Annotated in this window: 17 protein-coding genes, 1 tRNA gene and 3 pseudogenes; 11 read left to right on the forward strand and 10 right to left on the reverse strand. The window is 62.8% G+C overall.

The window, feature by feature from the left end:
- Window positions 1–81: 81 nt before the first annotated feature.
- The 3 genes from ACVWW3_RS19605 to ACVWW3_RS19615 are packed head-to-tail and all read right to left on the reverse strand — an operon-like array spanning window position 82 to window position 3,771.
- Window positions 82–1,323 (reverse strand): urea ABC transporter substrate-binding protein, encoded by a 1,242-nt coding sequence (locus ACVWW3_RS19605; RefSeq protein WP_456672077.1) that lies wholly within the window; start codon window positions 1,321–1,323, stop codon window positions 82–84.
- 34 nt (window positions 1,324–1,357) lie between these two features.
- Window positions 1,358–2,353, reverse strand: a complete 996-nt coding sequence (locus ACVWW3_RS19610; protein ID WP_247444020.1) for an acetamidase/formamidase family protein — start codon at window positions 2,351–2,353, stop codon at window positions 1,358–1,360.
- 17 nt (window positions 2,354–2,370) lie between these two features.
- Window positions 2,371–3,771 (reverse strand): amidase, encoded by a 1,401-nt coding sequence (locus ACVWW3_RS19615; protein WP_247341517.1) that lies wholly within the window; start codon window positions 3,769–3,771, stop codon window positions 2,371–2,373.
- A gap of 408 nt (window positions 3,772–4,179) precedes the next feature.
- On the opposite strand from ACVWW3_RS19615, the gene ACVWW3_RS19620 reads away from it, so the two are divergent.
- Together ACVWW3_RS19620 and ACVWW3_RS19625 are read left to right on the forward strand one after the other, a co-directional pair.
- Entirely contained in the window at window positions 4,180–5,355 is a 1,176-nt protein-coding gene (locus tag ACVWW3_RS19620; RefSeq protein WP_247444022.1) for a transporter substrate-binding domain-containing protein, read from the forward strand.
- Window positions 5,352–5,939 carry an ANTAR domain-containing response regulator gene (locus tag ACVWW3_RS19625; RefSeq protein WP_247444023.1) on the forward strand — a complete coding sequence of 196 codons (588 nt, stop codon included), beginning with the start codon at window positions 5,352–5,354 and terminating at the stop codon, window positions 5,937–5,939. Before ACVWW3_RS19620 ends, ACVWW3_RS19625 begins: the two co-directional genes overlap by 4 nt.
- A 599-nt stretch (window positions 5,940–6,538) precedes the next feature.
- On the opposite strand, the gene ACVWW3_RS19630 is transcribed toward ACVWW3_RS19625, so the two are convergent.
- Window positions 6,539–7,012, reverse strand: coding sequence for an SDR family oxidoreductase (locus tag ACVWW3_RS19630; protein ID WP_456672078.1), 474 nt, complete (start codon window positions 7,010–7,012; stop codon window positions 6,539–6,541).
- Window positions 6,900–7,178 carry an SDR family NAD(P)-dependent oxidoreductase gene (locus tag ACVWW3_RS19635; RefSeq protein WP_456648951.1) on the reverse strand — a complete coding sequence of 93 codons (279 nt, stop codon included), beginning with the start codon at window positions 7,176–7,178 and terminating at the stop codon, window positions 6,900–6,902. Before ACVWW3_RS19635 ends, ACVWW3_RS19630 begins: the two co-directional genes overlap by 113 nt.
- Between ACVWW3_RS19635 and ACVWW3_RS19640 the strand changes: the two genes are divergently transcribed.
- Complete coding sequence (locus ACVWW3_RS19640) at window positions 7,102–7,962, forward strand: tyrosine-type recombinase/integrase (protein WP_456672079.1); 861 nt, start codon at window positions 7,102–7,104, stop codon at window positions 7,960–7,962. The genes ACVWW3_RS19635 and ACVWW3_RS19640 overlap by 77 nt on opposite strands.
- A gap of 61 nt (window positions 7,963–8,023) precedes the next feature.
- Here the strand turns inward: ACVWW3_RS19640 and ACVWW3_RS19645 are convergent.
- The 5 genes and pseudogenes from ACVWW3_RS19645 to ACVWW3_RS19665 all read right to left on the reverse strand — a co-directional run bounded on the left by ACVWW3_RS19645 (window position 8,024) and on the right by ACVWW3_RS19665 (window position 12,533).
- Window positions 8,024–8,099: transfer RNA gene (locus ACVWW3_RS19645), tRNA-Lys, on the reverse strand.
- 156 nt (window positions 8,100–8,255) lie between these two features.
- A pseudogene (locus ACVWW3_RS19650) lies at window positions 8,256–8,874 on the reverse strand (Spy/CpxP family protein refolding chaperone).
- A 189-nt stretch (window positions 8,875–9,063) separates the two neighbouring features.
- The gene (locus tag ACVWW3_RS19655) at window positions 9,064–10,065 is read right to left on the reverse strand and encodes a TRAP transporter substrate-binding protein (protein ID WP_456648948.1); all 1,002 of its coding nucleotides are present in this window, start codon (window positions 10,063–10,065) and stop codon (window positions 9,064–9,066) included.
- Window positions 10,066–10,283: 218 nt separating this feature from the next.
- Window positions 10,284–11,846, reverse strand: a complete 1,563-nt coding sequence (locus tag ACVWW3_RS19660; RefSeq protein WP_247341498.1) for a 2-isopropylmalate synthase — start codon at window positions 11,844–11,846, stop codon at window positions 10,284–10,286.
- Window positions 11,847–12,269: 423 nt separating this feature from the next.
- Window positions 12,270–12,533 carry a hypothetical protein gene (locus ACVWW3_RS19665; RefSeq protein WP_456648947.1) on the reverse strand — a complete coding sequence of 88 codons (264 nt, stop codon included), beginning with the start codon at window positions 12,531–12,533 and terminating at the stop codon, window positions 12,270–12,272.
- Window positions 12,534–12,813: 280 nt separating this feature from the next.
- Between ACVWW3_RS19665 and ACVWW3_RS19670 the strand changes: the two genes are divergently transcribed.
- The 8 genes and pseudogenes from ACVWW3_RS19670 (at window position 12,814) to uvrA (ending at window position 24,513) form a co-directional block, all read left to right on the forward strand.
- Window positions 12,814–14,052: an SMP-30/gluconolactonase/LRE family protein gene (locus tag ACVWW3_RS19670; RefSeq protein ID WP_456648946.1), complete on the forward strand. Its 1,239-nt coding sequence runs from the start codon at window positions 12,814–12,816 to the stop codon at window positions 14,050–14,052.
- 533 nt (window positions 14,053–14,585) lie between these two features.
- Window positions 14,586–15,687, forward strand: a pseudogene (locus tag ACVWW3_RS19675) (NAD(P)/FAD-dependent oxidoreductase).
- A gap of 250 nt (window positions 15,688–15,937) precedes the next feature.
- Window positions 15,938–17,182, forward strand: a complete 1,245-nt coding sequence (locus ACVWW3_RS19680) for an ABC transporter substrate-binding protein (RefSeq protein WP_247442277.1) — start codon at window positions 15,938–15,940, stop codon at window positions 17,180–17,182.
- Window positions 17,183–17,273: 91 nt separating this feature from the next.
- Entirely contained in the window at window positions 17,274–18,149 is an 876-nt protein-coding gene (locus tag ACVWW3_RS19685; RefSeq protein WP_354053238.1) for a branched-chain amino acid ABC transporter permease, read from the forward strand.
- Window position 18,150: 1 nt separating this feature from the next.
- A pseudogene (locus tag ACVWW3_RS19690) lies at window positions 18,151–19,078 on the forward strand (branched-chain amino acid ABC transporter permease).
- On the forward strand, window positions 19,078–20,559 hold the full coding sequence (locus ACVWW3_RS19695; protein ID WP_456672080.1) for an ATP-binding cassette domain-containing protein: 1,482 nt from the start codon (window positions 19,078–19,080) through the stop codon (window positions 20,557–20,559). The pseudogene ACVWW3_RS19690 and the gene ACVWW3_RS19695 overlap by 1 nt, the downstream one beginning before the upstream one ends.
- Before the next feature lie 37 nt (window positions 20,560–20,596).
- Entirely contained in the window at window positions 20,597–21,835 is a 1,239-nt protein-coding gene (locus ACVWW3_RS19700; protein WP_247341481.1) for an ABC transporter substrate-binding protein, read from the forward strand.
- Window positions 21,836–22,008: 173 nt separating this feature from the next.
- The gene (gene uvrA, locus ACVWW3_RS19705; protein WP_456648945.1) at window positions 22,009–24,513 is read left to right on the forward strand and encodes an excinuclease ABC subunit UvrA; all 2,505 of its coding nucleotides are present in this window, start codon (window positions 22,009–22,011) and stop codon (window positions 24,511–24,513) included.
- Window positions 24,514–24,549 lie beyond the last annotated feature (36 nt).

Genomic DNA, 24,549 nt, shown 5'->3' on the forward strand with positions numbered 1-24,549 from the left:
TCCCGGCGCCGCATCGTTGCGGCGCCGGCCTTGTTCAAGATCGTGACACTCAACACGAGCAAGATCTGTGCCCGCCGGACGTCACGACTTCTTGGGGAGATGACTCGGGGTGTACTGATCCTTGTCGTTCTTCTTGGTGAGATCGCAACCGATCTCGCCAAGCCAGTAGGGCTGGATCGTCCCGTAGTCCTTCTCGACCTTCACTTCGTGCTTCGGCCCGACCGAGATCAGGCGCATGCGGTGCGAGGTATGCTGGCTCTTCGGATCGATGCAGACCTTGCCTTCGGGGGCGTCGATGCAGGCGTCTCCACTGGAGATCACCTTCCGCATGTCGTCGAGCTTGATCGACTTCGCCTTCTCGACCAGCGCCTTGTACATGTAGAGCGCGTTATAGGCGTTGTAGCCCATGTCGTTGATGTAGAGTTCGTCGGGGAATTTCGCGTGCCAGCGCTTCTTGAACTCGGTCGCTTCAGGCGTGTCTATTTCCTCGAACCAGTTCGCGGTTGCGTGCATGTTGTTGAGCGCCGGCGGCTTGAACCGCTTGTGCTCGAAGCCGAGCATGACCTTGATCGAAGACCCCATCGGCAGGTTGAGGTTGGCGGCAGCGGCTTGCTCGAAGAACGAATCCTGGGCGGCACCGACATTGATCGTGAGCAGCCAATCCGGCTTCGACTTCTGGATGTTCTGGATCGTCTGCGCGAACTGCGACACACCGAGCGGAATGAACTCTTCGCCCACTACCTCACCGCCGAGATCCTTCAGGATCTTGCGGTTCCACTCTGCCGAGATCTGACCGAAATTGTAGTCGGCGGCGATGACGTAGACTTTCTTGCCGAACTTCTCGACCATCCACGGTATCAGCGTCGAGAACTGCTGCTCAGGCACCGCACCCATGCTGATCATGCTGGCGTCGCAGACACCGCCTTCATACTGGTTAGTGTAAAAATAAGGCGTGGAGGTGCGGTCGACGATCGGACGCAGCGCTTCGCGCGAGGCCGAAGTGATGCCGCCGATCAATACGTCGACCTTGTCGCGATTGAGCAGGCGTCGGCCGAATTCCTGGTAACGCGCATTGTCGCCCTGCGGATCGAGATGAATCAGCTCGATCTGCCGCCCCATGATGCCGCCACTCTTGTTGATCTCTTCGACCGCCAGCTGAGATCCATGCAGCTTGGGCATGCCCATGAAGGCGAGATCGCCGGACACGTCCTCGAGCAAACCCACTTTCAACGGCGGTTCGGCCCCCTGGGCAACACTGATCGCTGCCGCTGTGCCGAGCATGGCGCCGAGTAAAACCATCCCTAACTTGCGTCTCGAAGTCATCGTGATGTCCCCCTGTTGCTGAAGCGATTGGATGTCATGGCTTGAGGTAATTCTTCAGGATCGATGCTCCCATCGTGTATTTGGGGTCGACCATGTTGCCGAGGCGCATGCGGCCCGTCTGGCTGAGCAGCATGTAGGCGTCGATCTCATCGAAGCCGTAATCTGCCGCCATCCACCGCACGAGCTCACGATAGGCGATACGCGCCGCGTCCTCGAGCGGACGCGCGCTGCCGATCGTCATGATGAAGTCCTTAGTCTCGAGCCGGGGCCAGGCGAAGCTCCAGTTCTTGATCAGGTCGACCTGCAATGTAACGGTGGCGCGCTGCTCCAGCGCCACGCCGGAGAGCTCACCGTCGCCTTGCGTCGCATGGCAGTCGCCGACGTAGAGCATCCCGCCATCGGTATGCACCGGAAAATAGATGATCGCACCTGGCGCGACGTCGGGCAGATCCATGTTGCCGCCGTGGTAATCAGGCTGAAGCGACGAGATGGCCTCGATCTCCGGCGAGACACCGATGGTTCCGATGAACGGCTCGTAGGGCAGCGTGATCTTGTCGTTCCAGCGTATGCCGTTCCTGTCGACATGCAGTTTCTTTACGCGTTCCGGCAGCGGCGGATTGAGCAGCGCCGTCGAGCTTGTTCCGACCAGCCCGCCGAATTCCGGAATGATGCAGGTCGTACCGGCCGGCTGTTCACCCCGCGTCTCGACGTCGCGGATATAGATCGCGAGACAATCGCCCTTCTTGGCGCCCTTGACGGCGATCGGTCCGCATTGCGGGTTGAGATAGGGGAAATTCAGTTTGGCGGTCGGGCTGTCGCTTTCGCTGGTGAGCACGCCGCCAAAGGCATCTTCCGTCTCGACGACAACGATCCCACCCGGGTCGATCGACAGGGTCGGCTTGGCATAGGGGCCGTAGACATAATGGAAGCCGCCCTGCTGCTCGATCGTCAGGCTATGCGTCGCGCCAGTCGCGCCTTTGGCGACCGCGCGCTTGGTCATGATTGATGTCTTCAACCAGTCTTCGGACATGTGATCAGCTCCTCAACTCAGACCCCGGGATGACGTTTGTGCCAGTCGGTGACGCGCTGGAACGCGTCGCCCGCCCGCACAAGTCCGGCCTCGTCGAAATGACGACCAACGAACTGGAAGCCGACCGGACCGCCATTCGCCGCGAACCCGCCGGGCAGCGTCACGGTCGGACTTCCCGTCATGTCGAATGGACACGTGAAGCGCAGCAGTCCGCCGATCAGCGAGGCGTCCTCGCCGAGCGCCGCCATCTTGGCGAGCGTGGGCGCGGCGAACGCCTGTGCCGGCACCGCGACGAGATCGACGGTCTCGAACAGGACACGGACCGCGCCGCGAAATGCCTCGCGGCGAAGCACGATCTTCTGGTAGTCCATGCCGGACTGCTGCCGGCCGAGATCGAGCAGACCCGCGAGCGCCGGGCCATACTCGTCCTTGCGCGCCGGATAGGTGTCTTCGTGCGCGACGGCGACCTCGATGCCGCAGAGCGGGAACCAGTCGTCGATGACCGCCTTGGGATCGGGGAAAATGATCTCATTGATCTTCGCGCCGAGATCGGCCGCCACACGCAACCCTTCGGTCAGGACCTTCGCCGCATCGCCATCGGTTCCTTCGCTGGTCCAGCGCCGGTCGACGCCGATCGTCACACCGCGCAGGTCGCCGGAGAGACCGGCGAGATAGTCGGGCACAGGCAGCGGCACCGACGTCGTGTCCCTGGGATCCTGCCCCGCGATGACGCCGAGGATTGCGCCGCAGTCGACAGCGCTCCGCGCCATCGGGCCGATGTGATCCAGCGTCGCCGCAAGTTCGAAAGCGCCGTAGCGGCTGACTCGTCCCCAGGTCGGTTTAAGCCCGGTGACGCCGTTGGCCGCTGACGGAAAGCGGATTGAACCGCCGGTATCGGTGCCGAGCGAGCCGAAGCAGAGGCCAGCCGCGGTAGCGACGCCGGAACCGCTCGAGGATGCGCCGGGCCAAAGATCCGCGTTCCACGGATTTTTCGGCGGATCAATCTTCGGATGATGATCGGCGTAAGCTCCTTCGGTCTGCTGCAGCTTACCAAGAATGATTGCGCCGGCCTCCTTCAGCCGCGCAACCACCGTTGCGTCCTCAGTCGGACGAAAATCGTGATGGATCGTCATGCCGTGCGCGGCAGGCGCGCCCCTGGCCCAGCAGAGATCCTTGACCGCCACCGGCACCCCATGCAGCGGTCCTTTGACCTTGCCGGAGGCGATTTCCTTCTCGGCCACGGCGGCGTCGGCAAGCGCCGAGTCAGCCATCACATGCGCGAAACTCTTGAGCTTGCCGTCGAGCTTCTCGATCCGCCCGAGCATCGCCTTGGTCGCTTCGACCGGCGACAGGTCCTTCGCCTGGATCTTTCGCCCGATGTCGACGAGCCCGAGATAGTGGAGATCCGTTTCCGCCATCGCTCTTCATCCTCCCGCTCACATGACACATCGCCGTCTCGCACATGCGTCACCGTTCTGGCTACGCGGACGCATCGCCAGCTTTCCCGGCGGCAAACGAAAAAAGCCACCCGTCCCTCCCGAATGAGGTGACGAATGGCTCAAATGCCGCGGCTATGATCTGTCGCTTTAGGGTCCGTGATCGAACAAAGCACTCAGTGCAAGGAGCTGGACGTCATCGGCCAGATCGGCGCACGCGAGGTTCGACAGGTCACCCTGTAGGAGAAAAGTCTAAGGACCTGCCCATCGCGTTGTCAACGATGCTGTCTGCCTAAATTTCGAGAGTGCTGCGCAGCAAAACGGCAAGCCACTTGCGCTGTCATCGGCGATGATGATTTCATCTTCGCGTTACGCGATCGAAAGCAGTCAATGACCAAGCCGTATGTTCCCGTTGGCATCATCTGCTCGCAGTCCGGGCCTTATCAGGCAATGGGCCGCGAGATCCTCAAGAGCGCGATGATGGCGGTCGACGAGATCAACAGCCAGGCGGAGTTCGACTTCGCGATCGCGCCCCATATTCGCGATCCCCGCGGCATCGTCTCCGAATATCACACGGTCTGTGACGACCTCATTCGCAATGTCGGCGTCGAGCACATCATCGGTTGTTACACCTCGGCCTCGCGCAAGCAGGTGCTTCCCATCGTGGAGCGCACCGATCGCCTGCTCTGGTATCCTGCCCGCTATGAAGGCTTCGAGTGCTCGGACAACGTGATCTATGTCGGCGCCTCGCCCAATCACAACGTGCTGCCGCTGGTCCGCTACGTGCTCGACAATCTGTCACGGGAAATCTTCTGCGTCGGCTCCAACTACGTGTGGACGTGGGAGACCAATCGCGTCACCCGTGAACTGGTCAGCGCGGCAGATGGCCACATCCTCGCCGAGCGGCTGCTCGAGCTCGGCGAAAGCGCCGTCGGTCACATCGTCGACGAGATCGTTCGCCGCAAACCGCCGATCGTGTTCAATACGCTGGTCGGAAGCTCGAGCTACGACTTCATCCGCGCATTTCACGCCGGCACCAAGGCTGCCGGGCTGGAGATTCCCATGCTGAGCTGTAGCCTGTGCGAGCCGGAACTGGCGATCGTCGGGCCGGCATCGGCCGGCTGTATCACGTCGTCGGCCTATTTCGAGAGCATCCGGCTGCCGGAGAACCGCGCCTTCGTAGCGCGCTGGAAGGCGCGCCATGGCGAGGACAGCAGCCCCTCCGTTGACGGGCAATCCGCCTATGTCGCAGTCTATCTGCTGGCGCGCGCGCTGCAGCGCGCGGGCACGTCCGACATTGCCGAGGTGCAGCGCGCCGCGGCGGGATATCGCTACAATTCGCCGCAAGGACCGGTGTGGATCGACGGCGGCAACAATCATTGCGTCCTTACACCGCGGCTTGCCGTATCCAATCCGCGAGGACAGTTCGATATCTTCTGGGAAGCCGACGCGCCTGTTAAGCCTGATCCTTACCTGACGCAGCTCGACGTTGCGGTCAGCCCTTCGAAGGAGATCTCGATGGGCGGCGCATTGCCGAACGCGCCGCATTTGCGGGTTGTGAAATGAGCAGACCGTCTTCATTTTCGCTGCGCGGACGCAAGGCGCTCGTTGCCATCAAGGACGAACGCGATGCGACCATCGTGCGACGCCAGTTCGAGCGTCTCGGGATCGAGGGTGTTGCATGGACGCCGGGTGAGCCCGTCGGCTTCACACCGGATCTGTCGCTGATCGATGACGAATTCCTGCCCTTACTGCAACCGGCGCAACGCGCGTACCTAGCGCGATCACCTGTCATCGCGCTGGTCGGCACCGAGACCCCAAGCCGCTTGAAGTTGGTGTTCGAGCTCGACCCAGCTTCGTTCCTGATTAAGCCGCTGCGATCGGCCGGCATCTATGCAGCGCTCGTCATGGCATTCGAGCGAAACCATCGCACAAGCGAATTGAAGCAACAGATACTCAAACTCGAGCAGCGCCTGCGGTCACGTCGTGTCGTACTTGCCGCCGTTCTCCAGGTGATGCATTCGCATGCGCTTGCCGAACCTGCCGCCTTTGCGCTGATCCGAAAAGCCGCCATGGAGCAACGCAAGACGATCGAAGAGCTTTCGGCAGAGATTACGGCAAGCGGCATGCTCCCGCGCGCAACGGGTTAGATCGCCTCCAGCTGCGGGCGGGCGTGACAGGCCGCAATCTCCTATGCCCCGCTGGACTCTTTGCTGTTGCATCGTCACATCGAGAAGATGAGCCGTAGCACGCGCATCGCATAGCGCTCGATGAGCTCTCAACTGATTGGCACCATCGGGCAAACTCTGGTTTCGGCTTCTGGCCGCATAGTTGACATCCCAACGGCTGTAGCTGCGGTCTGCTATTTGAGACAAATCAGGCATCCATCTCCCGTCCAGCGCCCGACTGATAAGCTTTCGTATGAAACCTTATCAGTCGGCATGCTTACTCCGATTCGTATGCGTCGCTTTTCAGTTGCTAGGATTTCCAGGACAACCGCGCGTTAACTAAATTCCGTAACGCTCTCTCGCTGGAACAGAAATTCCAGGAGACACTTATTCACCCAGATGAACCTCAGGTCCGCTGGGGCACCGAAAGTAACGTTTTCCAAGCTCCTCCAAGCGGCGCCAAATTACCTCTCCAGGCCAGTTCGAGCAGGCGGTGTTCGCCTCTGGAAGTTGCTCCAATTTCGGCCTGAGGCGTGTCCAGGTGCTCTGTTGACAGACTCGCTCTGCAAGAACTCGGCTTGCTAGCGCGAGAAGCGTCGCGCACCTCCGTCAACGTGGACTACCTGTCCCGTGATGTAACGGGCAAGTGGTGAGGCAAGAAAGGCGACCAGCACCGCGAGATCTTCCGGTTCGCCGATATAGCCGGCAAGACAATTTTCAGCGACCCATTTGCGCTGAGCCTGGCAACAATTCTGGTCGATCTGCTCGGAGTGCAGCCGACCTGGCGGGATTGAATTGACCGTGATCCCATCCTTGCCGACAACGCGGGAAAGCGACTTTGCCCAGATGTCGGTGGCCCCATTGGGGGAATGCCGCCGTTCAACGCCAACGGATCGTCGCCTCCCGTCAGATTGATGATCCGGCTGAATTTCTGTGCTTGCATTATGGGTACGAAGGCATGGGCGAGTTCCCGACCGGCATGAAATTAAGCGCCATAGCCTCATCCCATTGTTGACGCGTGCCGAGCCCGTCGAAGGGCCGCGAACCGCCGGCATTGTTGACGAGGATGTCTAGTCGGCCGAAAGCGGCAACCACATCATCTCTGATCCTCGTAGCTGCGTCGTGCTGCGTGATATCCGCGACAATGACCAACGGCCGCTCGCATCCGATAATCGCAATCTCTTCCGCAGCGTTTCTTAGGCGGTCTTCTCGCTGGGCCACGGTTGCGAGGCGACATCCTTTCTTCGGCAAGCATCTGCGCGATCGCGCGGCCGAGGCCGACGCTGGCACCGGTGACAAGCGCGACCTTGCCGGCGAGCCTGAGATCCATGGTTTTCCCCTTTTTGCCACACCGCGCAAGGCTGATCTCGCCTGGACGGTACTGGCGCGCATTCTGTCCTTTGCGAAAGACCGCGGCATCATTACCAGCAACCCCTGTGAGCGCGGTGGTCGGCTCTATGTCGCAGACCGCCGAGACAAGATCTGGACCGAGCAGAACATCGCCGCAGTCCTGTCAGTCGGCTCCCCCGAGATCCAGCTGGCGCTGGTCTTGGCTTTGTGGAGCGGACAAAGGCAAGGCGACCTGTTGCGGCTGCCCTGGTCGGCCTACGAGAGCCCTTACATTCGCCTTCGCCAGTCGAAGGGAGGTCGGCGCGTCGCAATGCCTGCCGGCGGTCCTCTGCGAGCTCTACTCGACACCACAGAAAGTCGGGGACCCCTTATCTTGACAAACACGCTGGGCCGGCCTTGGACGTCCGACGGTTTTCGGACATCGTGGGCAAAGGCTTGCGAGCGCGCCGGTATCGAGGGCCTGACATTTCATGACCTGCGCGGCACGGCGGTGGTTCGGTTGGCGATCGCCGGCGCTAGTGTGCCACAGATTGCCGCAGTCACCGGTCACTCCCTGAAGGACGTCGAGGCTATTCTCGATGCACACTATCTCGGACGTGACATTCAGCTCGCAGAAGCTGCCGTGCTCAAGCTCGAAGCAAGAACAAAACTGTAAACGGTGGTGTAAACGGCGCTGGTTTTGCCGTTTGCTCAAACCGCTAAGTGTTTGATTTGTTTGGTGGGCGCACCAGGGCTCGAACCTGGGACCCGCTGATTAAGAGTCAGCTGCTCTACCAACTGAGCTATGCGCCCGAAAGGCGGTCAATGCCTTGCGAGGTCGGTCGTTTAGCAAAGCGATCCCGGTCTGGCAAGCGATGCAGCGAAGGTTTTTCCACAGTCCTCAGAAAGCGAAAAGCCGCTGGATTCCAGCGGCTTCGCCAAGGTTGATCCCGGACCACACTTCAAGGCTTAGAGCCGCCCCTCGCGGTCCCGGTCCGGGCCGCCGTCGAAACGATCACGGTGGAAGTGGTCCATGCCGCGCTCCATCATGCGGTCCATGCCCCGTTTCCATGAAGTGGCGGCGCGGGCCGTCTTCGCCGCTGCCGAACGGGCCGCGGTGACGAGTCAGTACGGCGAGGCGCCGCTTCTGGCCCTCGTCCAGGGTCTTGTAGAGCGGATCGGCTGCATCGGCGATCTTCTTCAGGGCCGCCGAGCTCGTGCCCATGTCCTCGGCGCGCTGGCGCAGTCGGGCGATTGGATCCTCGGGCTTGTCGGCATCCTTGTTAGCGTCCTTGCCGGCATCGCCGGGGCCGGCATTCATCCGCGCATTGGCGCGGTCGATGCGCAGCTTGGCGAAGTCGCGCACCGCACTCTCGACCGGCGGCCACAGCTTCTCCTGGTCCGCGCTAAGTTTCAGTCCGGCATGGACGGCGGCGATCCGCGCGTCGACGAAAGCGGCGCGGTCTTCCGGATTCATGCGCATGTGGCGCATGTGCTCGTGCATCCACGGGCGATGATATTGGGCATAGACCGCGCCCGAGCCGGCGATGCTGAGCGCGGCGATGGCGGCGATGGTAAACTTCCTCATACGAACCTCCTTGGAAGGACGCCCTGAGGATGAGGGTCGCAAGGCTGACGCGCAACTTACAAGTTGGACAGAGAGAGCCTTCTTACTCCCCTGAATGTCCATTCAGATGCACACTGAAACGATTTGCAACAAAAAAAGGGGCCTCCGCGGGGTCTGCACGGAAGCCCCTTCATTCACGGCCGATCCGGATCAGTTCGTCGTGCTCTTCGCTTCCTTCTGGAACTCGTCGATCAGCGGCTGGCCGATGCGGCCTGCGGCGTCCTTGTAGACCGCCTCCATGGCCTTGCGCATCGCCTCGTCCTGCTCCGGCGTGAGCTTGATGATCTCGCTCTTTCCGCTCTTCTTGATCTCCGCCAGCGCGGCGTCGTTCTCTTTCTGCGACTGCGTATTGTTGAAGTCCGTCGCTTCCTTCATCGCCTTCGAGAGCTGGTCGCGGATGTCGGCCGGCAGATCATCCCAGAACTTCTTGTTCACGATCACGACGTAGCCGATGTAACCGTGGTTGGTCTCGGTGATGTACTTCTGCACCTCGTGCATCTTCTGGGTATAGATGTTCGACCAGGTGTTCTCCTGCCCGTCGACGACGCCGGTCTGGAGCGCCTGGTAGACTTCCGAGAACGCCATCACTTGCGGCAGCGAGCCGAGCGACTTGAACTGGGCCTGGAGCACGCGCGAGGACTGGATGCGGAACTTGACGCCCTGATAGTCCGCCGGCGTCACCAGCTTCTTGTTGGCGCTCATCTGCTTGAAGCCGTTGTCCCAATAGGCCAGCCCGGTGATGCCCTTGGAGTCCAGCAGCTTGAGCAGCCGAAGGCCGAGCAGGCCTTCCGTCACCTTCCGCAGCGTCTTCAGGTCGGGAAGGATGTAGGGCAGATCGAACACCTCGAATTCGCGGATGCCGAGCGGGCCGAACTTGGAGTTGGACGGCGCCAGCATCTGCACGCTGCCGAGCTGAAGCGCCTCGAGCTCTTCCTTGTCCTTGTAGAGTGTCGAGTTCGGATAGATCTCGACCTTGACCTTGCCGCCGGTGTACTTCTCGGCAAGCTCCTTGAATTTCTCCGACGCCTTGCCCTTCGGCGTGTCGGTGGCCACGACGTGGCTGAACTTGATGATGATCGGCGATTGCGCCGATGCCGGCCCGGTCAGCGCCAGCGCCGCAATCGATGCCGCAGCCAAGATGAGTTTCCGCATGCTTCCTCCCACATGTCCTTACGGGGCACGGACCGCCGACCCCAGGACTTGAATTCTTGGGCAGATTTATAGGGAAGCACGCAAAGGCGCCATTGCCCCTTAGCAGGGGCCTCCTTGCAAAAATGCGGTACCCGGAAAGAAGCGCCCGCACTGGACGATGAACGAAAAACGCGGCACCGAGGCGCCGCGCTTTTGCAGATTGGCCGCGAGAATGAGCGTCAGCTCGCCGCTGCCGTCGTCACCGTGTCGCGCTGGCGCTTCATGACGATCTTGTTCAGCGCGCCGAGATAGGCCTTTGCCGAGGCAACCAGCGTATCCGGATCCGCCGCGCGCGCCGTCATTGCACGTCCCTCATGCGACAACCGCACCGAGACCTCGGCCTGCGCGTCGGTGCCTTCGGTCACCGCATGGACCTGGTACAGCTCGAGCTTGGCTTCGTGCGGCACCAGGCGCTTGATGCAGTTGAACACCGCGTCAACCGGACCGTTGCCCTCGGCCTCCTCGATCCTGATCTGGCCGTCGACGTCGAGCTTCATGGTCGCGCGCTGCGGGCCATGGGTGCCGGCGATCACGGTCAGCGAGGTCAGCTTGATGCGGTCATGCGAAGCCGCCATTTCCTCGTCGACCAGCGCCTCGATGTCCTCGTCGTAGATGTCCTTCTTGCGGTCGGCCAGCGCCTTCATGCGCGTGAACGCATCTTCCAGCTGGTTCGGACCGAGCTTGTAGCCCATCTCCTCCAGCTTGTGCACGAAGGCGTGGCGGCCGGAATGCTTGCCGAGCACCAGCGAGGACTGCTTCAGGCCGACCATCTCCGGCCGCATGATCTCGTAGGTCGAGGCGTCCTTCAGCACGCCGTCCTGATGGATGCCGCTTTCATGCGCGAACGCGTTCCGGCCGACGATGGCTTTGTTGTACTGCACCGGGAACGAGGTCGCCGCCGACACCACTTTCGAGGCGCGGGTGAGCTGCGTGGTGTCGATCTTGTTCCACCACGGAAACTTGTCGTTGCGGACATTGATCGCCATCACGACTTCTTCCAGCGCGGCATTGCCCGCCCGCTCGCCGATGCCGTTGACAGTGCATTCGATCTGGCGCGCACCGCCGGCGATGCCGGCCAGCGAATTCGCAACAGCCATGCCGAGATCGTTATGGCAGTGCACCGAGAATACCGCCTTGTCCGAATTCGGCACGCGCTCGATCAGCGTGCGCATGAAGTGGGTGTATTCCTCGGGCGTGGTGTAGCCGACGGTATCCGGAATGTTGACCGTGGTGGCGCCGGCCTTGATGACGGCCTCCACAATCCGGCACAGATAGTCCATCTCGCTGCGGGTGGCGTCTTCGGCCGACCATTCGACGTCATCGATCTGGTTGCGGGCGCGCGCGACCATGGCGACCGAGGTCTCGAGCACCTGCTCCGGGGTCTTGTTCAACTTCACCCGCATATGCAGCGGCGAGGTCGCGATCACGGTGTGGACGCGGCCGCGCTTGGCGAATTTCACCGCCTCGGCGCAACGGTCGATGTCGGCGGGATGCGCGCGCGACAGGCCGGCAATCACGGCGTTCTTGGAGCGGCGGGCGATCTCGCTGACCGCCTGGAAGTCGCCTTCAGAGGTGATCGGGAAGCCGGCTTCGATGACGTCGACGCCCATCTCGTCCAGCATCTCGGCCACCTCGATCTTTTCCTCGAAGGTCATGGTGGCGCCGGGGCACTGCTCGCCATCGCGCAGGGTGGTATCGAAAATGATGACGCGGTCCTTCTCGGACTTGTTCACGGTAGCCATTTCAAAATTTCCTTTTGAGCTTCTGCGCCATCAGTTTTCTGGGCGCTTGAGGTGTCCGGTGATCTCGACCAACCCCTGAGCGCCCAGGCGCATGGCGCCCAGCCGGCCCTCAGGGGCAAGTAAGAAGAAGCCCGCCAATAAGGAGGGAGGGCAGCAGCGCGGCCGGGATCGTGGCGGCGGCCAGAGCCACCTCCCCCGAAATCCCATCGATTTGGCCGCGAATCAGCATTGCCAGACCCTGTTGAGCCCTCAAATCCTCGGTCAAAACCGTTGACGGTTGGTTGCCGGGGGGCTCGATCGGCCGTTTCTAGACGAAAAATAGGAGCAACTGCAACGCCAAAAGATGGACAGAAAGGCTGACGTGATTGCAGCGCGGGCGATATCACCAGATGTGCTGCAAGTGCTTGCGCCTTCCGCCGCTAGCTATCCCGCGCGGCGAGTGCGAGCCCTGGTCTCCCAGCGGTCCAGCATCTGACCCAGCTCGCCGGTCGCGACCGGCGCGGCTTGATCGGCGTTCGCGACCTCGTTGGTATTGGCCGGCGCGTTGGCACCGAGCCACTCCGGCTCGGAGTACTCGCGCCAGCGGCGCGCCTCAGCTCGCCTTTTGCGGGAGACGTGGTCGCGGGTGAAATAGCCGGCCGCAAATGCAATCCCGAGCAGCAAAACCAGTACGACGACAGCGACCACGGCGAACTCCGACTTTACACCCCGAGTGACGTTCTGCCAGCGTCGCGCAGGAGGTCAAGGCTTGACATGCTCCACAGTTTGGCAACGCTCCGAAGGCGTTCCAGGAAAGCCGTCACGCGGGGACGAATTTGTCGTTTCCATGTTCGACGTTCCCACGCTTTTGCCGGCCCGATATCACGCGCAGGATGCGTACCTCCCCCTCGCAACCGTCATCGGACCGGACTAACTTGCCCTGCTCGGCCGGATCAACCGGCTAGCCGAACATGACCGGGAGGACGCGATGACACGCCAGGAAGCTCGTGACCACGAGCAGCGTGACCAGGATGCTGCGCTTTCACGACGAACACTCGTTCAGGGGCTCGCGCTGGGTGCCGCCGCCGCGATGGCCGGCGCCGGCTCCGCGCTGGCCCAGACCGGACCCGCCGCACCGCCGACGACGATCACCACCCCGCCACGCGATTTCGGTCCCAACGGTGCCCCGACCACCTATTTCTGGGACCCCGACATCATTGCGGTCGATCCGTCCTTCAATGATCTCGCCCAGCCCAACACGGCGATCAAACGTCTCTATACGGGAGTGCTGTGGGGTGAAGGCCCGGCGTGGAGTGCACAGGGCCGCTATCTGCTGTGGAGCGACATTCCCAACAACCGGCAGATGCGCTGGAGCGAGGACGACGGCCGCGTCAGCGTGTTTCGTTCGCCGTCCAACAATTCCAACGGCAACTCGTTCGACTTTCAGGGCCGCCAGCTCTCCTGCGAACATTTGACCCGGCGGGTGACGCGCTACGACCACGACGGCACCGCGACCGTGCTTTGCGACAATTACAACGGCAAGAAGCTGAACTCGCCTAACGATGTCGTCGCGCATCCCGACGGCAGTTACTGGTTTACCGATCCGCCCTATGGCGGCCAGCTCTACGAAGGCGAGCCCGATGCCGCAGGCGGTCCAACCAACTCCGGCGGCAAGCTCAATCCGCGGATTGGGCAGCCGGCCGGCTTCGTGCCGGGCAAGCGCGAACTGCCGACCAATTGCTATCGCATCGATCCCTCGGGCCGTGTCGATCTCGTCGTCACCGAGGAGCAGGTGCCAGATCCGAACGGCCTGTGCTTTTCGCCGGACTTCAAGAAGCTTTACGTCGTGTCGACCGGCAAGGGACCCGGCGACACCGGGCCCGGCGGCAAGGGCGAGATATTCGTGTTCGACGTTGGCGGCGACAACAAGCTCACCAACCAAAAGCGGTTCAGCGAGTGCGTGATCGACGGCGTGAAGTGCGGGCCGGACGGCGTGCGCTGCGACGTCAACGGCAATGTCTGGGCTGCCAGCAATGCCGGCCGCGCCGTCGGCTACAGCGGCGTGACGGTGTGGTCGCCGGACGGCAAGCTGCTCGGCCGCATCCGGCTGCCCGAAGTGTGCGGCAACATCTGCTTCGGCGGCCCCAAGCGCAACCGTCTGTTCATGGCCGCGAGCCAGTCGGTCTACGCGGTGTATACGGCCACGCAAGGCGCAGGGCCCGGCTGAGCCCGCGCGAGAGACCGCAAGCACGGGCGTCGGCGTGGACCGCCGGCGCCCGATCGCTTTCCGCGGGTGCGATCTGCACAAATAACGGTCACGAGCACCGCGGCGAACTTGCGCGTTGTGACAGCAGTTCGAACGCGTGCGCAGAGTTGCGGTTCCCTGGTCGCAATCAAGTTACGCCTCGGGCAAATCTCCGCCATCAATCCAACGAAGATTGAATGGCACGCCAAGGCCGCAGTGCGGCGCGAAGGCATGCTGCTCTTCGTTCCCGCGCCCGGCTTGAACCGGGAGTTGCGCGATGCGCCGTATGCCAAACGACACCATCATCGTCAGCGTTGGGACCCAGCAATTCGTGACTGAGTTTGGAGACCCGGGCCTGCCGACAATGACGTCGTCATTGCATCGATGAAAAACAGATCGTCCGCCGCGTTCAGCGGAGACTCCGGTAGTTCCATCAGCGATCATGCGCATGGCAGCTGGAGGGGGTCCATACCGCGGATCTCCATGCGAAGGATTTCATTGTGTAGAGGGAATTCATGCGCGTTGTGATCTGCGGCGGCGGCGTGATCGGGGCCTGCACCGCCTGGTTTCTCCGCCGCCGCGGCATCGACGTCATCGTCGTGGAGCGGACAGACGTCGCGGCCGCAGCATCAGGCAAGGCGGGCGGCTTCCTCGCGCGCAACTGGTGCGAGGGCTCGCCGCTCGATGCGCTGGCGCGACGGAGCTTTGCGATTCATGCGCAACTGCCGGAAGAGATCGCAGGCGATTGGGGCTATCGCCCGATGACCGCTTATAGCGGCTTCGTTGCTGCCGATGGCCATCCGCGCCGGGATGCACCCTCCGCGCTCGGCTGGCTCAGCAACGGCGTCATCATCGCACAGCGCATCGGCACGACGGAGACCACTGCGATCGTTCACCCCAAAAAATTCACCTCAGCCGTGATGAACGCGGCGCTCGCGCAAGGCGCCGAGCTTCGTTCCGGCAACGTGGCCGGTATCATGCGCGATGCGGACGGCACGACCGCGACGGGCGTCGAGGTCGACGGCCGCACCGTCGAAGCGGACGCCGTCGTGATCGCGATGGGACCATGGTCGCTGCTCGCCGCGCAATGGATGAGCCTGCCCGCCGTCTTCGGCCAGCGCAGCCCGAGCATCGTGTACGACACCGGCACGGATGCGCCGGCCGATGCGCTGTTTCTGGAGTCTGAAGAGAATGGCAGCGCCGTGTCGGTCGAGGTCTTTCCTCGCGCTGACGGCAGCACGCATATCACCGCTCTCCGACTTCGCGCCGCTTCCGCTCGATCCAGCCGCCGTGACGCCGGACCACGACGCGATCGCGCGCCTGCAAACCATGTCCGAGCGGCTGTCGCCGCTGTTCCGCTCCGAGAGGATCATTGCGCGGCAGGCTTGCTTCCGGCCGCTGACACAGGACGGCCTGCCGCTGATCGGCCGGGTACCGCAGAGCGACGGCCTCTATGTTGCGACCGGGCACAATGTGTGGGGCATCCTGAATGCACCCGCCACGGGCGAGGCAATGGCGCAACTGATCGCCGAGGGTGCGACGCGCAACGTCGACATCTCGCCCTTCGATCCCGCGCGGCTCGAGCCGCTCGATCCGTCGCTGCTGCGAGCGCGCTGAGCCAACGCGACGGCATCGCAATTCAACGATCCGGTTGCTGGGCGCGATAGCAGCGCATGCCTACCGACGAAATCTGCATGCCTGCGCGTGAAACGGGTCCGGCAGCTCTCCCGCCCGCTATTTGCGCAGCGCTAGACTTTAGTTCGTCTGTCGCAATCCTGAACGCGGTTTCACTTGCCGAGAATGCCTCCGCCGGTATAGTTGCCGACATAATGGCTCACAAGAGGCCTTTTCAAAGGGAGAGAATAACATGAAGAAACGACTCTCTGTAGCATTGCGAATATCGCTCGGTGCGGCCGCGGCCGGTGCGTTGATGACGGCGTCAGGCGCGGCACTTGCCGCCGATCCCATCAAGATCGGCGTGATCGCGGAAGCGCAGGCGATTGCCGGCGCCTCCATCCCTCAGGCGGCACAGCTTGCCGCCGACGAGATCAACGCCACTGGCGGCGTCGACGGCCGCAAGATCGAGATCATCGGATACGACAATCACTCCTCCTCGGCAGATTCAGTGCGCGCGTTCCAACGCGCGGTGAACGAGGACAAGGTGCAGGTCGTCATCGCCAGCTACATCAGCGAGGTCGTGCTGGCGCTGGAGCCCTGGGCTTCGCGGCTGAAAACGCCGTTCGTGACGCCCGGTGCTGCTTCCAACGAGATCAGCAAAAGCGTCCACGCCGATTACGAGAAGAACAAGTATACGTTCCACGGCTATCTGACGTCAGCGGCACTGGCGCTCTCGGTTTGCGACGGCGCCAAGGACCTCCTCGTCGACAAGATGCACATGAAGACCGCGGTCATCATGAGCGAGGACGCTGCCTGGACCAAGCCGCTCGACGTCGGCTACGAGGAATGCCTGCCCAAGATCGGGCTCAAGGTGCTCGATCACATCCGCTTCTCGCCTGATACCACCGACTTCACGCCGATCTTCAACAAGATCGAGGGCTCAAAGCCCGACGTGATCATCACCGGTATCTCCCATGTCGGCGTGCAGCCGACGGTGCAGTGGAAGAACCAGCAGGTGCCGATCCCGATGTTCGGCATCTCGTCGCAGGCCACCAACGAGACTTTTGGCAAGGATACCAACCAGGCCGCTGAAGGCGTGCTCTACCAGGGCGTTTCCGGGCCCGGCGTCGCGGTGACGCCGAAGTCGGTGCCGTTCGCAGAAGCCTTCAAGAAGAAGTTCGGCAACTATCCCTCCTATGCCGGCTACACCTCTTACGACGAGGTGTACTACATCGCCGATGCCGTGAAGCGCGCCGGCTCGACCGACGCCGACAAGCTCGTCGATGCGCTCGAGAAGACCGACTGGGAAGGCACGATCGGCCGCGTCCAGTTCTACGGCAAGGACGATCCGTTCACCCACTCGATCAAATACGGCAAGGGCCTGATCACCGGACTGATGCTGCAATGGCAGGACGGCAAGCAGAGCGCAGTCTGGCCCAAGGATGTCGCCAAGGTCGACGTCAAGTTCCCGAGTTTCATCAAGCTCTCGAACTAGCCGGAACAGCTCCCGGGACCACTTCCCGGGAGCTTCCACACGCGGCTTTCCGCAGCACATTCCTCCAGCAAGATCGTCTGGCCAATCATAGATGCGAGCTTTCCAGATTCTGATTGATGGCTTTGCCATCAGCGCTCTCTACGCTCTCGGTGCCACCGGCTTCACACTGATCTTCGGTGTCTCTGGTGTGCTCAACCTCTCCCACGGTGCCATCATGGTGGCGGCAGCGGTGGCGGCCTGGGCCGCCGCCAGCATCCTCAATGTCGGCACCTATGCTGGCGCACTGATCGGCGTCGGCGTTGCCCTCCTGACAGCCTTTGCCACCTATTTCGCAGTGGTGAAGCCGATCCAGGACTCCCGGCGCATACCGAATGAAGAGAAGGAGATCTTCGTCCTCACCGGCACGCTGCTGTGGGGGATCATGATCCAGGAGGTGATCGCTTATTTCTTCACCAACAACGCCAAGACCGTGCTGCCGATCGTCGATGGCGTCGTCGAGATCCTCGGCGTCCGCACACCCAAGAACGAGATCTTTACCGCCATCGTGTGCTGCTTCGTCATCGCGCTGTTGTGGCTGCTGGTGAACCGCACCCGCACCGGAAAGGCGGTGCTGGCGGCATCGATGAACCCGCGCGGCGTCACCCTGCTCGGGCTCGAGCTCACCAACATCTATGTCGTGGTGTGGGCGATCTACGGCATCCTCGCCGGCATCGCCGGCGTGCTGCTCGGAATGTTCCTCGGCGTCAGTTCCTACAGCGTCGGACCGCTGACGGCGAGCGCATTCTCGATCGTCGTGCTCGGCGGTCTCGGCAGCGTCTCCGGCTCGCTGATCGCGGCCTTCGTGGTCGGCTATCTCGAAACCCTCACGGCCTATCTGGTCTCGCCGGCCTACCGCACCATTCCGGCGCTGCTGCTGCTCGTGTTCGTGATGTACATCCGGCCCCAGGGCCTTCTGGGGAGGCGCTGAGATGGCCAGCTTCTTTACGACTCGCCTGTTCTTCATCTCGCTCGCGCTCGTCATCATCGCGGCGACGCTGCCGCTCTACGTCTCCGGCTACGTGCTCGGGCTGCTCACCGTCGCTTTCTATTTCGGCGTGTTCGCGATGGCCTGGGACCTGCTGTTCGGCTTCGCCGGCGAGGTCAATTTCGGCCCAACGTTCCTGATCGCGCGTCGGCGCCTACACCGCCGGCATCCTCAATGCCCAGTTCGGCTGGTCGGTTTATCTTTGCATCGTGCTCGGCGCACTCGCCTCCGTGATCGCCGGCCTCGTGCTGGCGCTGCCGGCACTCCGGGTGCGCGGGCCGTATTTCGGCCTGACCACGCTGGTCGCGGTGCTGATGCTGCAAAACTTCATCGTGGTGTTTGCCGATCTCACCGGCGGCGAGATCGGCCTGACCATCCCGGATGTCATCACCATCAATGCCGGCGCCAACTACTGGATCGCGCTTGGCTTCATGACGATTTCGGCCGCGATCCTCTACGGCCTGTCGCAATCGCCGGTCGGGCTGGTGCTGCAGGCGAGCGGCCAGGACCCGGTGCAGGCCGGCGCGCTCGGCTTCAACATCGTCAAGCACAAGCTTGCCGCCTTCATCGTCAGCGCGTTCTTCTCAGGGTTGTCAGGCGCGCTGCTGGTGTTCTACTTCGGCACCGCCTCGGTCGGCACCGTGGTCGACGTCGCGGTCGGCGTCAACGTCATCGTCTCGGCCGTACTGGGCGGCCGGCGCACGGTGCTTGGCGCGGCGCTGGGCGCGATCTTCCTGATCGTCGCCGGCGAATTCCTCAGACCGACCGGCGAGCTCGCGACCTTCATCGTCTCGGCGGTCGCGCTCCTCGTCGTGCTGTTCTTCCCCGGCGGCTTCCTCGGAGCGGCTCTCTCGCGTGAGGCGCGCTCGTGATGGATATGAAGGCTTCAAACCGGGCCGTGCTGGAAGTCCGCGGCCTGACCAAGCGCTTCGGCGGATTGACGGCGGTGAAGAACCTCGGCTTCGAGGTCAACAGCGGCGAGATTTTTGGCCTGATCGGGCCGAACGGCTCGGGCAAGTCGACCGCGATGAAGAGCGTCATGGGCATCGAGCGCCCGACCGCCGGCGAAGTGATCTTCGAAGGCGAGAACGTCGCCGGCCTTCCCGCGCACAAGATCGCGCGCAAGGGCTTTGGCATGGTGTTCCAGCACTCCCGGCCGCTGAACCGGCAGACGGTGCTGGAGAACATCATGGTGGCGCTGCTGCCGGACAGCCTGTTCATGCTGTTCCCGGACAAGGCGCTGGTCGAGCGCGCCAAATGGATTGCCGACCGCGTCGGTTTGGGCGCCGTCATGAATCGCCGCCCGCCGACGCTGCCCTTTGCCGACCTGCGCCGGCTCGAGCTTGCGAAAGCGATCGCGCGTGATCCGAAGGTGGTGCTGGTTGACGAACCCTTCGCTGGCCTGACGCGCGGCGAGGTCGACGTCTTCTCCGACCTGATCCGCAGTTTTCGCGACGAAGGCCGCGCGGTGATGCTGGTCGACCACAACGTCAAGAGCGTCGCGGCCCTGGTCGACCGCGTGCTCGCGATGTATCTCGGCGAGGAGATCGTCACCGGCAAGGCCGAGGACGTCATGAAGAACGAGACCGTGCGCCGGGTCTATCTCGGCGGCGCTATCGAGACCCACGCGCGGCCCGAGACCAGCTTCAAGGACAAGGTGCCGCTGCTCCAGGTCGAGAATGTCAGCGTGTTCTATGGCAAGGCGCAGGCGCTGGAGAACGTCTCGATCCACGTCCACGAGGGCGAATTCGTCTCGATCGTCGGCCTCAACGGCGCCGGCAAGACCACGCTGTTCAACACCATCTCCGGCTTCCTGCCTTATAGCGGCGAGATCGCGCGCGGAGGCGAGAAGCTGCGCGGCACGACGCCGGCCAGGATCGCGCGCAGCGGTCTTGTGCAGTGCCCGGAATCGCGAGAACTGTTCGGCGAGATGAGCGTTCGGGAAAACCTCGATCTCGGCGGTCAACATCTGACCGACGACAAGCGCGCGACGCAGCTCGCCTGGCTGTTCGAGCTGTTCCCGATCCTGAAGGAACGCCAGGGCCAAATGGCTCAGACGCTCTCCGGCGGCGAGCAGCAGATGCTCGCGATCGGCCGCGCGCTGATGATGCAGCCGCAGATCCTGATCCTGGACGAGCCAACGCTGGGCCTCGCCCCTGTCATCCTCGAACTCCTGTCCAAGGCGTTAACGAAACTGCGGCAGACGACGTCGATCACGGTGCTGCTCGGCGAGCAGAACGTGACTTTCGCGCTTCCACATGCCGACCGCGTCTACGTGCTCGAACATGCAAGGATCGTCTGGGAGGGCGATCCCGGCCGCTTCGCCGCGGAGGCTGGCGCCGATTTCCTGTAATTCACAGCCCAACAACAAAACAAGAAGGGAAACGACCATGCGACTATCTACGATTCTCGGCAGCAGCCTCCTCACCTCTGCGCTGGCGCTGTGCCTCGCCGCCCCCGCCTACGCGCAGTCGAATGATCCGATCAAGATCGGCGTCATCGCCGAAGTGCAGTCGATCGCGGGCGCCGCGACGCCCGGCGGCGCGCAGATCGCCGCCGACGAGATCAACGCCAAAGGCGGCATCCTCGGCCGCAAAATCGAGATCGTGACCTACGACAACAAGAGCTCCTCGGCGGACTCGGTGCGCGCCTTCCAGCGTGCCGTGAGCGAGGACAAGGTGTCGGCCGTGATCGCGAGCTATATCAGCGAAGTCGTGCTGGCGCTCGAGCCCTGGGCGGCGCGGCTGAAGATGCCGCTGATCACGCCCGGCGCGGCCTCGAACGAGATCACCAAGGCGATCCACAACGACTACGAGAAGAACAAGTACACCTTCCACGGCTATCTGACCTCGGCGGCGCAAGCCCAGCTGGTCTGCGACGCTGCCAAGGACTTGCTCGTGGACAAGCTCAAGTTCAAGACGGCCGCTATCATGAGCGAGGACGCGGCCTGGACCAAGCCGCTCGACGTTGGCTACGAGGCCTGCCTTCCGAAAGCAGGCCTGAAGGTCGTCGAGCATGTGCGGTTCTCGCCCGACACCACCGACTTCACCCCGATCTTCAACAACATCGAGGGCAAGAAGCCGGACGTGATCGTCACCGGCATCTCTCATGTCGGCGTGCAGCCGACGGTGCAGTGGAAGAACCAGCAAGTGCCGATCCCGATGTTCGGCATCAGCGCGCAGGCGCTGAGCCCGACTTTCTGGAAGGACACCAATGGTGCCGCCGACGGAGTGCCGTCGCTGGCGGTCGCCACGCCCGACGTCGCCGTGACCTCCAAGACAAAGCCGTTCGCGGCGGCGTTCCAGGCCAAGTTCGGCTCGCCGCCGGCCTATACCGGCTACACCGCCTATGACGAGGTCTACTTCATCACGGAGGCGATCAAGCGCGCGGGCTCGACCGATCCCGACAAGATGGTCACCGAGCTCGAAAAGACCGACTACGAGGGCACGATCGGCCGCATCCAATTCTACGGCAAGGACGACGAGTTCACCCACGGCATCAAGTCCGGTCCCACGACCGTATCCGGTCTGGTCTTCCAGTGGCAGGACAGCAAGCAGATCGTGGTCTGGCCCGAGAAGATCGCGGAGGGCAAGCTGAAGTTTCCGAGCTTCGTGAAGCTGTCGCAGTAGCACTTCGGGCTGGGCGCCGGGCTCGGTACCGAGCGCCCCATCACCCTTGCAAGGCCCGTCGCTTCAACTGCGACGGGCCTTCGCTTTGTGCAGAACGCAGCTGGTGCGCTGGCATCGGAGGACCCATCCTGCGATCTTGCCGTTAACCTCCTATGCGCGGCTGGAACAGCCAGATGGACGACCGATCAAGACAACCCGATAGACTGATGCAGGACGACGGCTTCGTTCGTGTGCGAGGCGCGCGTGAGCACAACCTCAGGAACGTCGACGTTCGCATTCCCCGCAACGCCCTCGTCGTGTTCACGGGCGTGTCGGGATCAGGGAAATCCTCGCTCGCCTTTGGAACGATCTATGCCGAGGCGCAGCGTCGATATCTGGAATCGGTGTCGCCTTACGCGCGGCGGCTGTTCCACCAGATGCAAATCCCAGAGGTCGACGACATCGAAGGCCTGCCGCCCGCCGTAGCGCTCCAGCAGCAGCGCGGCGCGCCGACGACGAGGTCGTCTGTCGGCAGCGTGACCACCATCTCGAACCTGCTCAGGATGCTCTACTCCCGTGCCGGCGATTACCCGCGCGGACAACCGATGCTCTATGCGGAATCGTTCTCGCCGAACACGCCGGAAGGAGCCTGCCCGACCTGTCACGGTATCGGCAGGATGCTCGACGTCACCGAAAACTCCATGGTGCCCGACGACACCAAGACCATCCGCGAGCGCGCCGTCGCGGCCTGGCCGAGTGCCTGGCAGGGGCAGAACCTCCGGGACATCCTGACGACGCTCGGTTACGACGTGGACAAGCCCTGGCGTGAGCTGCCTAAAAAGGACCGCGACTGGATCCTGTTCACGGAGGAGCAGCCGACCGTTCCGGTCTATGCCGGTTACACTGCGGCCGAGGTCAAACGAGCCCTTCGCCGCAAGGAGGAGCCGAGCTATCAGGGCACTTTCACCGGCGCAAAGCGCTACGTGATGCAGACCTATGCCAAGTCGGAGAGTGCGATGATGAAGCGCCGCGTCGCGCAATTCATGATCACCCAGGACTGCCCGACCTGCCACGGCACGCGATTGAAGCCCGAGGCGCTCAAGGTCAAATTCGCCGGCCTCAATATCGCCGAGATGTCGCATCTGCCGCTCAAGCAGCTGCAGGAGGTGATAAAGCCGTTCGCAAGGGCATCGACGGAAGAGGCATCGGAGAAGACCATCGTCGCCAGGCGCATCAGCGAGGATCTGTCGGCGCGACTAGCCGTCCTGCTCGACCTCGGCCTCGGCTATCTCGCTTGCGAGCGCAGCACGCCGACGCTGTCCCCGGGCGAGTTGCAGCGGCTGCGACTTGCGACACAGGTCCGCTCCAACCTGTTCGGCGTCGTCTACGTGCTCGACGAACCCTCGGCAGGCTTGCATCCCGCCGACACCGAGGCGCTGCTACGGGCGCTGGACCGGCTGAAGCACGCGGGCAATTCAATCTTCGTGGTCGAGCACGAGATCGAGGTGATCCGGCATGCCGACTGGCTGGTGGATGTCGGGCCGGACGCCGGCGAGGGCGGCGGGAACATCCTCTACAGTGGGCCAGCCGGTGGGCTTGGCCAAATCGAGCAATCGCGAACCGCTCGTTATCTCGCGCATCCACGAAAGCCGCTGCCGACGGTCCGTCGCGCGCCGAAGGGGCATCTGAAAGTCCGGGGGGTGACCCGGAATAATCTTCACAGCCTCAGCGTCGATATCCCACTGGGTGTTCTCACCAGCGTGACCGGCGTGTCGGGCTCCGGCAAATCGAGCCTGATCAGCCAATTCCTCGTCGATGCCGTGGCGGAGCACCTCGGCCATACACGTGGCGCGGAAGCGGACGACGACAGTCTGGCACCAATGGTCGAGACATTGGGCGGCAGGATTGTCGCCGGCCTCGACCAGGTCGATCGTCTCGTCGTGGTGGATCAGAAGCCGATCGGCCGCACGCCACGATCCAACCTTGCGACCTATACCGGCCTGTTCGACCATGTCCGGAAGCTGTTCGCCGCGACGCCGCAGGCAAAATCCCGCCGCTACGATGCCGGACGCTTCTCCTTCAATGTCGCGAAAGGCCGATGCAGCACCTGCGAGGGCGAAGGATTTGTCTGCGTCGAGCTTCTGTTCCTGCCCAGCGTCTATGCGCCCTGCCCGACCTGCAAGGGCGCGCGCTACAACGACAAGACGCTCGAGGTGAAGATCCGCGGAAAATCCATCGCGGATGTGCTGGCGATGCGCGTCGACGAGGCCTACGAATTCTTCCGCGCAGATCCAACACTGAACCGCTCGCTAGCGGTCGTTCGCGAGGTTGGCCTCGGCTATATCCGCCTTGGCCAGTCCGCCACCGAATTGTCGGGCGGCGAAGCCCAGCGCATCAAGCTCGCGACCGAGCTCATGCGGCCGCAACGCGGTCACACGCTCTACGTCCTCGACGAGCCGACCACCGGTCTTCATCCGCAGGATGTCGAGCGGCTGATCGCCCAGCTCGAGCGGATCGTGGAGGCCGGCAACAGCGTGATCGTGGTCGAGCATGACATGGATGTCGTCTCTCACTGCGACTGGATCATCGACCTCGGCCCCGGCGCCGGTGACGAGGGCGGCCGTATCGTGGCATCGGGGACACCGCATCAGATCGCCGAAGCCGGCGGGAAGACCGCAAATTACCTTGCCCGTCGGTAACTGCCCAGGTGGCCGTTTGTATTCTCTTGACTGACC

The sequence above is a fragment of the Bradyrhizobium sp. LM2.9 genome, from assembly GCF_054056555.1.

Bases quoted from the DNA above. Each gene is read 5' to 3' on its own strand.
- ACVWW3_RS19670 (WP_456648946.1), top strand. From the start codon at position 12,814: ATGACACGCCAGGAAGCTCGTGACCACGAGCAGCGTGACCAGGATGCT.
- ACVWW3_RS19630 (WP_456672078.1), bottom strand. From the start codon at position 7,012: ATGCCGGCGGTTCGCGGCCCTTCGACGGGCTCGGCACGCGTCAACAAT.
- ACVWW3_RS19625 (WP_247444023.1), top strand. From the start codon at position 5,352: ATGAGCAGACCGTCTTCATTTTCGCTGCGCGGACGCAAGGCGCTCGTT.
- ACVWW3_RS19605 (WP_456672077.1), bottom strand. From the start codon at position 1,323: ATGACTTCGAGACGCAAGTTAGGGATGGTTTTACTCGGCGCCATGCTC.
- ACVWW3_RS19610 (WP_247444020.1), bottom strand. From the start codon at position 2,353: ATGTCCGAAGACTGGTTGAAGACATCAATCATGACCAAGCGCGCGGTC.
- ACVWW3_RS19685 (WP_354053238.1), top strand. From the start codon at position 17,274: ATGCGAGCTTTCCAGATTCTGATTGATGGCTTTGCCATCAGCGCTCTC.
- ACVWW3_RS19620 (WP_247444022.1), top strand. From the start codon at position 4,180: ATGACCAAGCCGTATGTTCCCGTTGGCATCATCTGCTCGCAGTCCGGG.
- ACVWW3_RS19615 (WP_247341517.1), bottom strand. From the start codon at position 3,771: ATGGCGGAAACGGATCTCCACTATCTCGGGCTCGTCGACATCGGGCGA.
- uvrA (WP_456648945.1), top strand. From the start codon at position 22,009: ATGGACGACCGATCAAGACAACCCGATAGACTGATGCAGGACGACGGC.
- ACVWW3_RS19695 (WP_456672080.1), top strand. From the start codon at position 19,078: ATGGATATGAAGGCTTCAAACCGGGCCGTGCTGGAAGTCCGCGGCCTG.
- ACVWW3_RS19655 (WP_456648948.1), bottom strand. From the start codon at position 10,065: ATGCGGAAACTCATCTTGGCTGCGGCATCGATTGCGGCGCTGGCGCTG.
- ACVWW3_RS19680 (WP_247442277.1), top strand. From the start codon at position 15,938: ATGAAGAAACGACTCTCTGTAGCATTGCGAATATCGCTCGGTGCGGCC.
- ACVWW3_RS19640 (WP_456672079.1), top strand. From the start codon at position 7,102: ATGACCAACGGCCGCTCGCATCCGATAATCGCAATCTCTTCCGCAGCG.
- ACVWW3_RS19700 (WP_247341481.1), top strand. From the start codon at position 20,597: ATGCGACTATCTACGATTCTCGGCAGCAGCCTCCTCACCTCTGCGCTG.
- ACVWW3_RS19660 (WP_247341498.1), bottom strand. From the start codon at position 11,846: ATGGCTACCGTGAACAAGTCCGAGAAGGACCGCGTCATCATTTTCGAT.